Below are 13,979 nucleotides of genomic sequence, written 5' to 3' on the forward strand. Positions count from 1 at the left end.
GACCGGTCGCGGCGTCGAGCCTGTGCGTCGGGTCGGGGGCCGGCGCCGGGCCGATGCCTTGCCGGCCGTCGCGGTCTTGCGCGCGGTCGTGCGCTTGGCTGCCGGGGGCGCCCCGTCAGGACCCGGCACCACGGTGAGCGTGGGCTTGCGGGACGCGCTCGACGTGCGTGAGGACGGCTTCGTGCGCGCGGGCGCCGTGCTGGTGGGCACCTGTGCGGACGGACCGGTGAGAAGGGGGGTGCTGCGCCGGCGAGCCCGCTCGCCACCTGCACGGTCGGCTGCAGCGGCGACAGCGCTGGGACGTGCCGCCTTGGTGCTCTTCGCAGCCGGCTTCGTGGCGGTGGCCTTCTTCGCCGGCGCCTTCTTGACGGCGGCCGTGGTGGCCGCGCTGTTCTTCGCCGCGCTCTTCTTCGCCGTGGTCTTCTTCGCCGGCGCCTTCTTGGCGGCGGCCGTGGTGGCCGTGCTCTTCTTCGCCGTGGTCTTCTTCGCCGTGGTCCTGGGGCGGGTGGCGCGGGTGCTGTCGGCCATCACTTCTCACTCTCGGTGGTGGGCGTCACGGCCCGCATCGCGGCCTCGGCGGCCTGCACAGCAGACCATCCGGGCTGGGCGAAGGGCAGGCGGTCGAGCACCCTCCCCTTGGTCGCGCGGGCGTAGTCCTCGTAGGCAGCGCGCGTCGTGTACGCCGGCTCGAAGCCGAGGACCTCGCGCATGCGTCGGGTGTCCAGGCCACGACCGAAGCTCAGCAGGTCGAGCTGGTCGGAGCCGATGTCGATCAGGCCCAGCCTCTTGGCCAGGTCGGTGACCGTGCCGGTCGCCATGCGTGGGACGAGCAGGAAGGGTCGGCCGGCCAGGTTGGCGGCCTGGCTCGCGGTGATGATGCCGTCGCCGGCGACATTGACCGCACCGAGACCGGGCAGGCCGACGGAGTGGGTGAGCGCGGCCACGCAGTCGTCCTCGTGGACGAACTGGAGCCGCGCGTCATAGCCGAAGGGGATCGGGATGATCGGCAGGCTGAAGTGGTCCGTGAAGGCCGTGCGGATGCGTGGGCCGATGACATTGGCGAAGCGCAGGGTCGTGATCTCGATGTCGGGGCGCCGGCGGGAGAGCCCGCGGACGTACCCCTCGACCTCGACGCTGTCGCGCGCCCACCCGGAGCTGGGCATCTTCTTCGCCGCCATGTCCTCGGTGAACATGGCCGGGTCCCGTGGGCTCGACCCGTAGACGCCGGCGGTCGACTTCACGACGAGCTTGGTGACCGACTCGGCCCGCTGGCAAGCCGCCAGGAGCTGCATCGTGCCGATGACGTTGACCTCTTTTTGGGTGGCCCGCCCCCCGCCGGCGCGCGGCGTCGCGATGACCCCCATGTGCACGACGGTGTCGACGTCGTTGCCGGAGATGATCCGGCTGATCAGGGGGCTACGGATGTCGGCACGCATGAACTCGGCGCGGCCGATGCCGTGGCGCGGGGGGACGACGTCGACGCCGATGATCCGACCGATCGAGTCATCCCGGCTCAGACGGCGGGCGAAGGCTCCGCCGAGATGGCGGGATACGCCTGCGACGAGCACGGTCTCGGGCACCGGTACACCTTCCTTGAGGACGTCGACCACAGGTCATGGACTGGGTCGCAGCCTAGTCTCGCGACAGGCCGTGCGGGAGGGGGCGACGGCATGAGTGGCGATGAGAGACAGGGATCACGCCCTCCTCAGCACCCGCCATGCAGGGATGGCGAAGGGGGCCCGTCCGCGGTGCGGAGGGGCCCCCTTCGTGAGGTCACTTCTTGTTGCGACGCTGGTGGCGCGTCTTGCGCAGCAATTTGCGGTGCTTCTTCTTCGCCATGCGCTTGCGCCGCTTCTTGATGACAGAACCCATGCGGATGTCCTTCGTGTCGTGATCAGTGCTGACGGTGGTGCCTCGAGCGATGCCGATCCTGCATGCGCAGGCCCCACCGAGAACGAGTCAGACGACAGAGTCTATCTGCTCGCGAGGTGTGCTTCGCGCCGGGCCCGGGCGAGCGTCGCCAGGAAGGTCAGGCCGTCTCGACGAAAGAGGTCTCGAGATAGGTGTGCACCGCGTCCTCGGAGACCCTGAAACTCCGGCCGACTCGCACGGCAGGCAGGTCACCGTTGTGGACCATGCGGTACACGGTCATCTTGGACACGCGCATGATCGCCGCGACCTCAGCAACGGTGAGGAAACGCACCTCACCCAGTCGGTCGTTGGACATGATCACCTCGTAATCCGCAGGACCGCGCCGCCAGCGGATGCCAGCGGACCTCGACGAGCCCTGCAGGTGTCCACCATAGGGGCAGATGTGACGGCTGTGAAGACAGGCAGGGGGTGAATTTCGTCCGCGTCCACCCGACACGCCGATGAGACCTGCTCGAGTCGTGGTTTTCAGTCGTACCAGACGTCGAGCCCGTACAGCGGAAAGATCGCCTCGCGGGTGGCCATGATCGCCCGGTCGACCCCGCTGTGCGGGTTGTAGCCCATCGCCCAGGGCTGCACCCAGATCGGCAGCTCCTTGTCCGGCAGGTCGCCCATCCGAGCCGGCCCCGGCTGCCCACCGACCAGCTCGACGTGCTCGCGCCAGGCCACGGGGGTCTCGGTCGACGCAGGCACGGGCTTGTGGGCGGCGATGGCCGTCAGGTGGGTCCACGCGCGCGGGACGGCGCTGGTGATGTCATAACCGCCGCCACCGACCGCCAGCCACCGTCCGTCGCTCACCTCGTGCGCGAGCCGGTGCAGGTTGACCGCGGCCTGACGCTGTGCGTCGAGGGAGAGCGCCATGTGCGCCAGCGGGTCGTCCTTGTGGGTGTCGCACCCGTGCTGGGTCACGAGGACCTGCGGCTCGAAGGCACGGACCACCGGAGCTGCCACCGACGTGATCGCCCGCAACCACGGGCCGTCGGTCACTCCCGGAGGGAGCGCGACATTGACAGCAGTGCCCTCGGCCCCCGGACCGCCCGTGTCGCCCGGCCACCCTGTGCCGGGGAAGAGCGTTCGACCCGACTCGTGCACCGAGACCGTGAGGACCCGGGGGTCGTCGTAGAAGATCTCCTGGACACCATCGCCGTGGTGGACGTCCACATCAACGTAGGCGATCCGCTCGACGCCCTGATCGAGGAGCCAGGAGATGGCTGCGGCGATGTCGTTGTAGATGCAGAAGCCGGCGGCACGGTCACGCATGGCGTGGTGCATACCGCCGGTGAAGTTGACGCCGTGCTCGGCCTCGCCGGTCCACACGCGGCGTGCGGCCTCGACGGAGCCAGCGACGATGCGGGCGCTGCTCTCGTGGATGCCGGCGAAGGCGGGCACGTCGTCGGTGCCGATCCCCCAGCTGCCGTCGGCGCTCGTCGGGTCGGCGGAGATGCGCTTGACGGCCTCGATGTAGTCGCGACCGTGGACGCTCAGGAGCATGTCGTCAGTGGCCGGCTCGACATCGACGACATCCACGCCGTCAAAGACACCGAGCGTCTGGCACAGACGCGCCGTGAGGTCCAGTCGAACCGGCGACATGGGATGGCCGGCGCCGAAGTCGTACCGCGTGAAGTCCTCGCCCCAGATGGCGCACGCCTGTGTGCTCATGATCGAGACGCTACCCCGGCTAGTGTCGTCTTCCACGACCATCCCGACGATCGGAGGACCGCGTGCCGCGCATGCGTCTGCACAACGAGGACGTCCTCGTCCTCGGCCTCGGCCGCTTCGGCGGAGCCGTCGCCACCGAGCTGCACCGCTTGGGCAACCGCGTGACGGCGCTCGAGCTCGATCCTGCGCTGGCCGAGACCTTCCTCGGCCGCGTCGGTCGGATCGTCCAGGGAGACGCCACCTCGGTCACGACCATCGAGGAGCTGAAGCCGCACACCTTTTCGGCCAGCGTCCTGGGGATCGGCTCGTCCATCGAGGCGAGCGTGCTCGCGGCCGTCAATCTCATCGATGGCGAGGCACCCAAGGTGTGGGCCAAGGCGGTCAGCCCGGCGCACGCGCGCATCCTCAACCGGATCGGCGTGCACCACGTCCTCTCCCCCGAGATCGAGTCGGGCAAGCGGCTCGCGCACCTCATCGGCAGCCGCCTGATGGACTACATCGAGTTCGACGACGGCTTCGCGATCGTCAAGATGACCCCGCCCCAGGAGGCCGTGGGCTTCACCCTCGAGCAGTCCTCCATCCGCAGCAAGTACGGCGTCACGGTCGTGGGCGTGAAGTCCCCGGGCCAGGACTTCACCTATGCCCGCCCAGAGACCAAGGTGCGCAATGGCGACCTGATCATCGTCAGCGGGCCCACGGCCCTCATCGAGCGGATGGCCGCCCGCCCGTAGACCGCCACGACGAGCGGTGGCCCACTCCCTTGGTCCGAAGGGGGTGGGCCACTCGTTGTCGTGGGGGCTGGGTCAGCCGCGGTCCTCACCGAGCGCGAGGACGAGGGCGACCTCTTCCTCGACGACGCCGTCTCCGCCCGAGACCCGCATCGGGCGACGGTCATCGGTCGGGCGGAAGCCGAAGCTGGAGGCGAAGGCCACAGCGCGGCCGTTGTCGGAGCCGACCCAGTAGTAGAGCTGCGACAGGCCCTTCTTCTCCGCGATGCGGGCGCTCTGGCGCACGAGGTTGGCGGCGACGCTGCGTCCGCGCCAGTCGGGGCGGACCCACAGGCCGAAGAGCTGCCCGGCGTCCTCTGACTTGCCCTCGTCGGCGGCACCGATGCTGACGACACCCACGTGGGTGCCCTCGGCCTCGGCCACGAGCCGGTCGCTGCGCGCCATCCGGGCTCGCCAGAACTCCTCCGGCTCGGCCGACTCCGCGTCGTGGTCGGCCACGAAGGCGTCCGGAGATTCCTGCAGCGCTTCCAGCCGAAGGCTGCGATAGGTCTCCCACTCGTCCTCGGTCAGTGCGCGCACAGTGATCTCACTCATGGCGTGAGTCTCTCATCCCCGACCGCGAATTGCCCTGCCGGGTCACGCAATGTTCACCTCAGGCGGTCAGGACCCGGCTCATCCGGTCACATCCGTCGATGTCCCCGGGGGACCCGTCGAAGGCGAACCCGACCCGCTCGTAGAAGGCCACCGCTCGCCGGTTGTCCCGCATGACGTGCAGTCTGACCACGCTGTCCCCACGCTCACGGGCGAGATCGACGCAGGCCTCGACGAGCGCGTCGGCGATGCCATCGCCGCGTGCGTGCCCTGCCACCCACATGGCGACGATCTCCGGAGCGTGGGACGCATCGGGGCGAAAGAGCGTGGCCACGCCGAGCGGCAGACCGGCGTCGCTCTCCGCGATGAGGACCGGGTGGCCGAGCCGCTCCCGCCAGGTGGCTTCGTCGAAGGCCACCTCACGCGCGAAGGTGCTGCCGTAGGCGTCCGGCTGGTCGAGGAGCATCGCGAGCCGCACTGCACGGTGGAGCCCCCAGTCGTCGCCGGAGAGCCGGCGGACGGCCCAGGCGTCGCCCATCAGCTCGCTCGGTCGGTGCAGGCGTCGACGGCGTCGGCGAACGCGTGACGCACCCCGTGGGCCTCCAGTCGAGCCAGGGCGGCGGCGGTCGAGCCACCGGGCGAGGTCACGGCGGCTCGCAGCAGCGCCGCCTCCTCGCCCGTCTCGACGAGCATGGCGCCGGCGCCCCGCGTGGCCTGACCGGCCAGGGCGAGCGCGTCGGCACGGGTGAGCCCGCGCGCGACGCCCGCGTCGACCATGGCCTCCACGACGAGGTAGAAGTACGCCGGGGCCGATCCGGACAGCGCCGTGGCCACGCCCTGCTGGGCCTCCGGCAGGACCAGGGTCCCGCCGGTCGGGGCGAGCAGGTCGCGCACGAGCTGCACCTGCTCGTCAGTGACGTCCGCGGCGGGGCTGAGCACCGTCATGCCCTGCCCGACCCGGGCGGGGGTGTTGGGCATGCCGCGGATGGCGGCAACGCCCTCCGGGAGCGCTGCGGCCAGATCGTCCAGGGAGACCCCGAGTGCCAGCGACAGGACGATCGACCCGGGGCGAAGGGAGGGCGCCAGCTCCTCGAGCAGCCCCGCCACGGAGTAGGGCTTGACGACGATCAGGTGCACATCGGCGCGCGCCGCCGCGGTCGCGGCGTCGACGACCTCCACCCCCGGGCGGTCGGCGTACTGCGCACGCACGCTCTCGGCCCGCTCGGGTGCACCCTCGACGGCGAGGACCTCCCCTTCGCCATCCGCCGTGAGGGCCTCGAGGATCGCGCTGCCCATCGCTCCGACTCCGTAGATCGCGGTCGTCATCTGTGCTCCTGCTCGTGGGTGGTGATGGTCATGCCCGGCCGCTCAGCGTCTCGACGAGACGGCGCACCCCGGAGGGGCGGCGGGCGAGGTCGTGGAGGTGATCGAGCCACCCGGGCCCGTAGGGCACGAGGACGCGCACCCGGTGACCGGCATCGGCGGTGCGCAGTTGCAGGTCCGGGTCCGCGCCGAGGAAGAACTGGTACTCCAGACCTTCGGGGCCGCGGCCGGACTGGTCGGCGAGTCCGTCGGCGAGGTCGAGGAGGACGGGTTCGTGGGTGGCGACGACCGTGTGCACCCCGCTCCCGAGCAGCGTCGCGAGGCAGCGGGCGAAGGCCAGATCGACCTCGTGCGGGTCCTGCCAGGCGATCGCTCGGGGCTCCCCCGTCCCACCGCGCACCAACCGCACTCGCGCGCCCTCGGCGGCGAGCGCCAGCGCGTCGGCCTCGCTCCGGTGCCGGCGGGCCACGAGGGAGGTCGTGAGGCGCGGGTGCTCCTGCCGGGTCCGCTCGACGAGATCGAGGAGGGCGTCGACGTCCTCGTGCGGGCCGGAGCGGAGGGTTACGTCCACCAGGCGCTCGGTGCCGGCGACACAGATCCGGTGCAGGGCCTCGGCAGCCCGGCCCGCGTCAGAGCCCAGCCCGAGGTGCTCCGGGGCGAGATAGATCTCCGATCGGTAGTCCCCGCCGGACGTCACCGGGGCGACCCGCTCGATCGCGGTCACCGCCTCGGCGACCGTGGCCTCGACCCCTGCGGCGTCGGTGGCCACCGGCAGGAGCGGGTGGAGCGCGGCCAACCGGTTGGTGCGACGCAGCCACGCCGCGGTGACGACCGCCTCGTCGACCGACTCTCCGGAGACGAAGCGGTCTCGGGCCGCAGTGACGACGCGCGAGCGGGCGACGACATCGCGGCGCTGCGGCGCCAGGAGCGCTTCGAGCATGCGTGTGCGCAGGCGATCGGGGTTCACCAGGCTCATGTCGTCGGCTCCGGCGAGTGGAGGCGGTAGGCACCGGGCACCACGCGCCAGGTGCGCTCGCGAGCGGGCTCCAGCTCCTCACCGTCGGAGTTGGCGGCGACCTCGTGGTGGAGGCCGCGCACGGTGACGGTGCGCGCGCGGGTGGTGACGACATCGTCGAGCTCGGTGTGGGTGCCCCGACTCAGGCGCAGGGCATAGCGGGCCCGACGTGAGGGTGCCACGGCGTAGGAGACGACGACCTCGGCGAGTCCGTCGCCGGGACGGGCGTCGGGTGCGAGCTCGGTGCCACCGCCGACGCTGGTACCGATCGTGATGGCGACCTGCAGCACGCGCCGGCTGCCGTCGCTGATCACCTCGTCGTCTGCGATGACCTCGAGGTGGCGCCCCTGCTGGCCAAAGCCTGCGGCGATCCCTCCGATGACGTAGCCGAGGATCCCCAGGTGCACCTTGCCCAGGCGTTCCTTCCACGGGGCGGCGATCCGTCCGGCCTCCTCCCCCACCCCGATGTGCACGGCATTGGCGACGAGCATGTCGTCGTCGTCGATGAGGACGTCGACGGGACGGACGGGGCTGGCCAGCACGACCCGCGCGGCCTCGGCGGGGTCCTTGGGCAGGTCGACCGACCGGGCGAAGTCGTTGCCCGTCCCCATGGGCAGCAGCCCCACGGTCGGCGGGTCCTCGCCCAGGTCGCCGGCACGGCACAGGGCAGTGACGAAGGCGTTGAGGGATCCATCGCCACCGGCGATGACGACCTCTCGGCCGTCACGCTCGGAGACGGCCTCGGTGAGCTCGTCGACCGACTCGGTCTCGACCACCCGGACGTCGGCGTCCGCGCGCAGGACGGCCAGGGCAGCGTCCTGGCTCTCCTTGTCGGAGGTCCCCGCGGAGGCATTGGCGATGAAGAGGAGTCGTCTCACGAGCGTCAGCCTACGGTCAGGAGGTCACGGGGTACGGCGGCGCAGGGTGAGGCTCCCGAGGACGAGCGCGACGAGGATCCAGCCGGCGATGACGAGCAGCGGAGTGGCCAGGTCACCGCGCGGTCGCACCTGCCGGGCGACGGCAGTGGCGGCGTCCACGACGTAGGACAGCGGGAGCACGTCCGACACCAGCTCGAGGATTCGCGGCAGCTGGTCGCGCGGGACGAGCAGGCCGCACAGGAGGAACTGGGGCAGCACCGTGGCGGGCATCAGCTGCACTGCCTGGAACTCCGTGGCGGCAAAGGCCGAGGCGAGCAGGCCCAAGGAGGTGCCGAGGACACCGCTGGCGACGACGACGAGCACGAGCCAGGCCGAGGAGGCAGCGGTGCCGAGCCCGAGGAGCCACACCGAGACCGTCGTGACCAGCACACCCTGGACGACGGCCAGCAGGGTGAAGGCGAGCGCGTACCCGAGCACGAGGTCACCCTTGCCCATCGGGGTCGTGAGCAGCCGCTCGAGGGTGCCGCTCGTGCGCTCCCGCAAGGTCGCGACGCTCGTGACGACGAACATGACGACGAAGGGGAAGACCGTCAGCAGCGTCGGCCCGACCCGCGCGAAGAGCGGCCCGTCGGCGTAGATCCACGCCAGCAGGCACATGAGGACCACGGGCACGACGAGCATGAGCGCCAGAGTCCGGCGGTCGCGCAGCACCTGTCGCAGCACCCGGCCCGCAGTGACGAGGGTCAACCGGGGGTTCATGTCGCGACCCCCTCCACGAGTGAGAGGAAGGCACCCTCGGTGTCGGCTGCCCCGGTCTGCTCGAGCAGGTCGGCGGGGGTCTCGTCGGCGAGGACCTGCCCATCGCGCAGGAGGACGAGGCGGTCGCACCTGGAGGCCTCGTCCATGACGTGGCTGGAGATCAGGAGGGTCACGCCGTCGTCGGCGAGCTGGCGGAACAGCGTCCACAGGTCACGGCGCAGGACGGGGTCGAGCCCGACCGTCGGCTCGTCGAGCACGAGCAGCTCGGGCCGGCCGACGAGCGCGGCGGCGAGGCTCGCTCGGCTGCGCTGCCCGCCCGACAGCGCGTCGGTACGTGATCGCGCGTGGCTGGTCAGGTCGACGCGCTCGACCGCCTCGCGAGCAGCCGAGGCGGGGTCACGGACGCCGAGCAGCCGGGCGAAGTGCAGGACATTCTCACCGACGGTCAGGTCGCCGTAGACGCTCGGCGCCTGGGTGACATAGCCGACCCGGTGACGCAGGTCAGGGTGTCCGGCGGGCAGCCCGAGGACCTCGACCCGACCCGCGTCGACGCGCTGCACTCCGACAACCGCACGCATCACCGTCGACTTGCCGCCACCGCTCGGCCCAAGGAGCCCGACGACCTGGCCGGCGGGGACCCGCAGATCCAGGCCGGGCAGGACGAGCCGACCCCCGCGGACGACGCGCAGACCATCGACCTCGACCGCGTCGATCACCATGCGCTCGGCCCCGTGGTCATCAGGACGCCGAGCCGACCGCGGTCTCGCCGGCATCGTCGACCTGCCCCAGGTGCCGGCGGGCGAACTCGAGCGACTCCCGCAGGTCGGCCTCGCGCTCACGTGGCCGACGGCGGGTCCCCACCTCGAGTACGACCGAGCCGGAGAACCCGCTCGTCGCGATGTGCTGGAGGACCCCGGCACACGGCTGCGTCCCTCGGCCCGGGACGAGATGGTCGTCCTTGAGCGTCGTGAGGTGGCCGTCAGCCAGGTGGATGTGCGAGAGACGGTCACCGAGGTCGAGCACCATCTGCATCGCGTCGCTGCGCGCGGTCGCGGTGTGCGACAGGTCGATCGTCACGTGGTCGTAGGGCTGGGGCACCGGGTCCCAGTGGGGGAGGTAGGCCTGCACCTGCCGGCCGCGGGCCGCCCACGGAAACATGTTTTCGACGGCCAGCACGATGCCGCTCTCGTCCTCGCGCTCGGCGACGCCGTCGGCGAAGGTGCTGGCGTACTCCTTCTGCCAGCGGAAGGGCGGGTGGAGCACCACCGTCGGTGCGCCCACCTCCTGGGCGAGCTCGATCGATTTGTCGACCTTGCCCCACGGGTCCGGGCTCATCACCCGCTGGGTGAGCAAGAGAGTCGGTGCATGGATCGAGACGATGTCGATGCCGTGGTGGTCGGCGAGCGCGCGCAGCGCCCCGGCGTTCTGCGAGATCGGATCCGTCCAGACCATGATCTCGACGCCGTCGTAGCCGAGCCGGGCAGCGGTCTCGAAGGCTGCGGCCGCTCCCTCGGGGTAGACCGACGCCGTGGACAGCCCCACCGGCAGATGGCGTGCTGGATCTGGCATGCACCGAGCGTAGCCCCGCAAGGGCGACGCGATCAGGCCAGGACGTCGAGATACCGCAGGAGCACGCCCTCGCGCAGCGCCCACGGGCAGATCGTCAGCTCCTCGACGCCGAGCAGGTCCATCGCGGCCTCGGCAACGATGCCGCCGGCGAGGATCTGGTGGGCCCGTGAGGCCGAGACCCCGGGCAGCTCGACCCGCTCTGCAGCCGTCATGGGCGTGATCCGGGCGATCGTCGCCGTGACGTCGGCGCGCCGCAGCCGGCGGTCGACATAGGGCCCGTCGCCGCTCGGCGCAGCGCCGGCGATGCGAGCCAGCGAGCGCATCGTCTTGCTCGTCCCCAGGACCGTGTCGGGCGAGCTGGCCTTGGCATAGGGCCGGATCTCCTTGGCGAGCGTGGCCCGCACACGACGACGTGCCTGCTTGATCTCCTGCGCGGTCGGTGGGTCCCCGGGAAGCAGCTCACGAGTGGTGCGGCCGGCTCCGAGGAGCAGGGACTTGGCGATGTCGGGGTCCTCGTCGTCACCGAGGGTCAGCTCCAGGGAGCCCCCACCGATGTCGATGACCAGCAGCTTGCCGGCCGACCACCCGGCCCACCGTCGCGCCGCGAGGAAGGTCAGGCGTGCCTCGTCCTCGCCGCTGAGCACCTGCAGGTCGACGCCGGTCTCGGCGCGCACCCTGGCGAGCACCGCATCGCCGTTGGGCGCCTCACGGACCGCACTCGTGGCAAAGGCGAAGACCTCCTCCGCCCCGTGGTCCTCCGCGATCTCGAGACACTCCGCGACGAAGCGGGAGAGGTCGGCAGCGCCCCCTTCGTCGATCAGACCCTCGTCGTCGACGTGCTCGGAGAGCCGCAGCAGGATCTTGTGGGACGTCGCAGGGATCGGCGCCGCACCGTGGTGGGCGTCGACGATGAGCAGATGGACGGTGTTGGAACCGATATCGATGACACCAAGGCGCACGGGGGCAACAGTAGACGCAGCGGGCACGCCATCACCGCGCCCACCGCCCCAGACCGTGGGTGACCGCGGCATAGGGTGACGGCCGTGAGCGATGACACTCCCCAGCACCCCGGCGAGACCGACCTGACGACGGCGCGCACCTGGGTCGAGTTCGAGGACCCGGCCGATGACGAGCAGCGCTTCCGCTGCGACCTGACCTGGCTGACCTCGTCGTGGACCTGTGTCTTCGGCAGCGGGTGCCACGGCATCGACGCGGACAAGCCCGACTTCGGCTGCTGCGTGCTCGGAGCGCACTTCACCGACAAGGACGACTTCACCCGGGTAAAGGCGATCGCCGAGCATCTCGGCGAGGACGAGTGGCAGCTGCACCCCGGCTCCACCCGCAAGTCCGCGTGGACGGAGAAGGAGGACGGGGACCTCAAGACCAAGGTCGTCGACGGCGCCTGCATCTTCTTCAACCGTCCGGGATTCCCTGCCGGCGCCGGCTGCGCCCTCCACCAGCACGCGGTGCTCACCGAGGTCGAGCCGCACACGGTCAAGCCGGACGTGTGCTGGCAGCTGCCGATCCGCCGCACCTACCGCACGGTCGAGCTGCCCGACGACAGCAGCTATCTCGAGGTCAGCATCGGCGAGTACGACCGCCGGGGCTGGGGCGCGGGCGGGCACGACCTGGACTGGTACTGCTCGGGCAGCCCCGACGCCCACGTCGCCGTCGACCCCGTCTACGTCACCGAGCGCGCCGGGCTCATCGAGCTCATGGGTGTCGCCGGGTATGAGGAGCTCGCCGCGCGCTGCGAGGCCCATCTGGCGCTCGTCGCCGCCGTCACCACGGCCACGGGAGGGTCCCGCCCTTCGCCCTCCGGCCGGGCGCTCCTCCCCCTGCTCGTCCACCCCGCGACCCTCGCTGCACGGGAGAAGTGATCATGGAGCCCAGCGACCTCACGACCTCGATCCGGTCCGAGCTGGGCCCACTGCTCAGCGACGGCGCCCTCGTCACCGACCCCGACGTCGTCGGGTCGCACTCCCGGGACCAGGCGCTCTGGTGCCCCGACGAGGGCGCGCTGGCCCTCGTGCGGGCGCGCACGATCGAGGACGTGCAGGAGACGATGCGCTTCGCCACCCGTCACCGGGTGCCGGTCGTGCCACAGGGGGCACGCACCGGGCTGTCGGGCGGGGCCAACGCGGTGCCCGGCTGCCTGCTGCTGTCGCTGGAGCGGATGACGCGGGTGCTGGACGTCGACGCCGAAGAGCGCACGGTGACCGTCGAGCCGGGGATCATCAACCAGGACCTCAAGGACGCGCTCGTGGAGCACGGGCTGTCCTATCCGCCGGACCCAGGGTCGGTCGCGATCTCCTCCATCGGCGGCAATGTCGCGACCAACGCCGGCGGGCTGTGCTGCGTCAAGTACGGGGTGACGCGCGACTACGTACGACAGCTGCGCGTCGTCCTCGCCGACGGCACCCTGACGACGATCGGCACGACGACGGCGAAGGGGGTTGCCGGGCTCGACCTGCGCGGCCTCTTCGTCGGGTCGGAGGGCACCCTCGGAGTGGTCGTCGAGGTCACCCTGCGCCTCGTGCCCGCCCTGCCGCAGCCGCTGACCGCGGTCGCGACCTTCGCCGACCTGCGGCACGCGGCCGCTGCCGTCGCCGACCTCATGGCCTCAGGAGCCCAGCCCTCCCTGCTCGAGTCGATGGACGGCACGACCCTGCGGATGATCAACGCCTACCGCGACGTCGGGCTCGACGAGGACGCGGGCGCGATGCTGCTCATGCAGTCTGACGGCAGCGGCAACCCGCAGACCGCGCAGGCAGAGGTCGAGGCCTTCGCCGGGTTCGCCGAGGCCAATGGCTCGATCGACGTCGTCTTCTCCCCGGACCCGGCCGACAGCGCGGCCCTCGTGGCGGCCCGGCGGTTGGCGCAGGTGGCCTACGAGCACCACGCGCAGTCTCACGGCGGCGGTCAGCTGCTCGACGACGTGTGCCTCCCGCGCCACCGGCTGCCGGAGTTCTACGACCGGCTCGACGAGATCGCCGCGGAGAGCGGGCTGACCCTCGCCGTCGTCGCCCACGCGGGTGACGGCAACACCCACCCGTCGATCTTCTTCGACGCCTCCGACCCCGAGGACGTCGCGCGAGCCGACGCCGCCTTCGACCGGATCATGGAGGTCGGGCTCGCGCTCGGCGGCACGATCACCGGCGAGCACGGCGTCGGATACCTCAAGCGCGGCTGGCTGGCGCGCGAGCTGGACGAGGGCAACCGAGCAGTCCATCGAGCCGTCAAGGCGGCGCTCGACCCGCTCGGGATCCTCAATCCCGGCAAGATGTTCACCGACCTCTGACCGCACTCCCCCGTTGCCTCGCTGGTCGTGAGTGGGCTGTCACTGCTGCCACGTAGGTTGCTGCCATGGCTTCAAAAAAGGGTGCTCCCGCCTACCGCTGCAGCGAGTGCGGCTGGACGAGCGTCAAGTGGGTCGGCCGCTGCGGCGAGTGCCAGGCATGGGGCTCCGTCGACGAGATCGGCGGGCCGACGGTCCGCACCCTCGCCGCCGCGAGGGTGGAGCGTCCC

General features: G+C 71.2%; 16 protein-coding genes and 2 pseudogenes. 4 read left to right on the plus strand and 14 right to left on the minus strand.

The genetic code is table 11. The annotated features are described in order from the left end of the window. The 5 genes and pseudogenes from JLI01S_RS17060 to JLI01S_RS15200 all read right to left on the minus strand — a co-directional run. Positions 1–528, minus strand: a pseudogene (locus tag JLI01S_RS17060) (hypothetical protein); the annotation flags it as partial. Then, entirely contained in the window at positions 528–1,580 is a 1,053-nt protein-coding gene (locus JLI01S_RS15190) for an NAD-dependent epimerase/dehydratase family protein (RefSeq protein WP_157074999.1), read from the minus strand. The gene JLI01S_RS15190 and the pseudogene JLI01S_RS17060, both read right to left, overlap by 1 nt. A gap of 193 nt (positions 1,581–1,773) precedes the next feature. Then, positions 1,774–1,872, minus strand: a complete 99-nt coding sequence (locus JLI01S_RS16795) for a 30S ribosomal protein bS22 (protein WP_003792170.1) — start codon at positions 1,870–1,872, stop codon at positions 1,774–1,776. A gap of 157 nt (positions 1,873–2,029) precedes the next feature. Further along, positions 2,030–2,227, minus strand: a complete 198-nt coding sequence (locus JLI01S_RS15195) for a helix-turn-helix domain-containing protein (RefSeq protein WP_068266176.1) — start codon at positions 2,225–2,227, stop codon at positions 2,030–2,032. Positions 2,228–2,397: 170 nt separating this feature from the next. Continuing rightward, complete coding sequence (locus JLI01S_RS15200; RefSeq protein WP_068266178.1) at positions 2,398–3,588, minus strand: acetoin utilization protein AcuC; 1,191 nt, start codon at positions 3,586–3,588, stop codon at positions 2,398–2,400. A 62-nt stretch (positions 3,589–3,650) separates the two neighbouring features. On the opposite strand from JLI01S_RS15200, the gene JLI01S_RS15205 reads away from it, so the two are divergent. After that, on the plus strand, positions 3,651–4,319 hold the full coding sequence (locus JLI01S_RS15205; RefSeq protein WP_439645582.1) for a potassium channel family protein: 669 nt from the start codon (positions 3,651–3,653) through the stop codon (positions 4,317–4,319). Between the two features lie 72 nt (positions 4,320–4,391). Here JLI01S_RS15205 and JLI01S_RS15210 read toward each other — a convergent pair whose 3' ends face one another. From JLI01S_RS15210 to JLI01S_RS15250, 9 genes are read right to left on the minus strand one after another with little or no spacing between them, the layout of a single operon-like run. Then, positions 4,392–4,910 (minus strand): GNAT family N-acetyltransferase, encoded by a 519-nt coding sequence (locus tag JLI01S_RS15210; protein WP_068266182.1) that lies wholly within the window; start codon positions 4,908–4,910, stop codon positions 4,392–4,394. Between the two features lie 58 nt (positions 4,911–4,968). Further along, entirely contained in the window at positions 4,969–5,445 is a 477-nt protein-coding gene (locus JLI01S_RS15215; RefSeq protein ID WP_068266184.1) for a GNAT family N-acetyltransferase, read from the minus strand. Then, positions 5,445–6,233, minus strand: coding sequence for a pyrroline-5-carboxylate reductase (gene proC, locus JLI01S_RS15220; protein WP_068266186.1), 789 nt, complete (start codon positions 6,231–6,233; stop codon positions 5,445–5,447). Before proC ends, JLI01S_RS15215 begins: the two co-directional genes overlap by 1 nt. Positions 6,234–6,261: 28 nt before the next feature. Continuing rightward, positions 6,262–7,206, minus strand: a complete 945-nt coding sequence (locus JLI01S_RS15225; protein ID WP_157075000.1) for a proline dehydrogenase family protein — start codon at positions 7,204–7,206, stop codon at positions 6,262–6,264. After that, positions 7,203–8,123, minus strand: a complete 921-nt coding sequence (locus JLI01S_RS15230; RefSeq protein WP_068266193.1) for a diacylglycerol/lipid kinase family protein — start codon at positions 8,121–8,123, stop codon at positions 7,203–7,205. The genes JLI01S_RS15225 and JLI01S_RS15230 overlap by 4 nt, the downstream gene beginning before the upstream one ends. 24 nt (positions 8,124–8,147) lie before the next feature. Then, positions 8,148–8,882, minus strand: a complete 735-nt coding sequence (locus JLI01S_RS15235; protein WP_068266195.1) for an ABC transporter permease — start codon at positions 8,880–8,882, stop codon at positions 8,148–8,150. Beyond that, on the minus strand, positions 8,879–9,601 hold the full coding sequence (locus JLI01S_RS15240; RefSeq protein WP_068266203.1) for an ABC transporter ATP-binding protein: 723 nt from the start codon (positions 9,599–9,601) through the stop codon (positions 8,879–8,881). Before JLI01S_RS15240 ends, JLI01S_RS15235 begins: the two co-directional genes overlap by 4 nt. Before the next feature lie 19 nt (positions 9,602–9,620). After that, positions 9,621–10,451, minus strand: a complete 831-nt coding sequence (locus JLI01S_RS15245; protein WP_068266197.1) for a sugar phosphate isomerase/epimerase family protein — start codon at positions 10,449–10,451, stop codon at positions 9,621–9,623. A gap of 32 nt (positions 10,452–10,483) precedes the next feature. Then, positions 10,484–11,410, minus strand: a complete 927-nt coding sequence (locus JLI01S_RS15250; protein ID WP_068266198.1) for a Ppx/GppA phosphatase family protein — start codon at positions 11,408–11,410, stop codon at positions 10,484–10,486. Between the two features lie 84 nt (positions 11,411–11,494). On the opposite strand from JLI01S_RS15250, the gene JLI01S_RS15255 reads away from it, so the two are divergent. The 3 genes and pseudogenes from JLI01S_RS15255 to JLI01S_RS17065 all read left to right on the plus strand — a co-directional run. Continuing rightward, positions 11,495–12,331 carry a DUF3109 family protein gene (locus tag JLI01S_RS15255; protein ID WP_068266199.1) on the plus strand — a complete coding sequence of 279 codons (837 nt, stop codon included), beginning with the start codon at positions 11,495–11,497 and terminating at the stop codon, positions 12,329–12,331. Between the two features lie 2 nt (positions 12,332–12,333). Further along, on the plus strand, positions 12,334–13,752 hold the full coding sequence (locus JLI01S_RS15260) for an FAD-binding oxidoreductase (RefSeq protein WP_068266200.1): 1,419 nt from the start codon (positions 12,334–12,336) through the stop codon (positions 13,750–13,752). 65 nt (positions 13,753–13,817) lie between these two features. Beyond that, positions 13,818–13,979: pseudogene (locus JLI01S_RS17065) on the plus strand (DNA repair protein RadA); the annotation flags it as partial.

This window comes from Janibacter limosus NBRC 16128 (genome assembly GCF_001570985.1).
GTDB classification, from domain to species: domain Bacteria; phylum Actinomycetota; class Actinomycetes; order Actinomycetales; family Dermatophilaceae; genus Janibacter; species Janibacter limosus.

What these genes read in the sequence shown, in the direction of transcription:
- JLI01S_RS16795 (WP_003792170.1), bottom strand. Translation starts at nt 1,872, where the DNA reads ATGGGTTCTGTCATCAAGAAGCGGCGCAAGCGCATGGCGAAGAAGAAG.
- JLI01S_RS15195 (WP_068266176.1), bottom strand. Translation starts at nt 2,227, where the DNA reads ATGTCCAACGACCGACTGGGTGAGGTGCGTTTCCTCACCGTTGCTGAG.
- JLI01S_RS15200 (WP_068266178.1), bottom strand. Translation starts at nt 3,588, where the DNA reads ATGAGCACACAGGCGTGCGCCATCTGGGGCGAGGACTTCACGCGGTAC.
- JLI01S_RS15210 (WP_068266182.1), bottom strand. Translation starts at nt 4,910, where the DNA reads ATGAGTGAGATCACTGTGCGCGCACTGACCGAGGACGAGTGGGAGACC.
- JLI01S_RS15215 (WP_068266184.1), bottom strand. Translation starts at nt 5,445, where the DNA reads ATGGGCGACGCCTGGGCCGTCCGCCGGCTCTCCGGCGACGACTGGGGG.
- proC (WP_068266186.1), bottom strand. Translation starts at nt 6,233, where the DNA reads ATGACGACCGCGATCTACGGAGTCGGAGCGATGGGCAGCGCGATCCTC.
- JLI01S_RS15225 (WP_157075000.1), bottom strand. Translation starts at nt 7,206, where the DNA reads ATGAGCCTGGTGAACCCCGATCGCCTGCGCACACGCATGCTCGAAGCG.
- JLI01S_RS15235 (WP_068266195.1), bottom strand. Translation starts at nt 8,882, where the DNA reads ATGAACCCCCGGTTGACCCTCGTCACTGCGGGCCGGGTGCTGCGACAG.
- JLI01S_RS15240 (WP_068266203.1), bottom strand. Translation starts at nt 9,601, where the DNA reads ATGGTGATCGACGCGGTCGAGGTCGATGGTCTGCGCGTCGTCCGCGGG.
- JLI01S_RS15245 (WP_068266197.1), bottom strand. Translation starts at nt 10,451, where the DNA reads ATGCCAGATCCAGCACGCCATCTGCCGGTGGGGCTGTCCACGGCGTCG.
- JLI01S_RS15260 (WP_068266200.1), top strand. Translation starts at nt 12,334, where the DNA reads ATGGAGCCCAGCGACCTCACGACCTCGATCCGGTCCGAGCTGGGCCCA.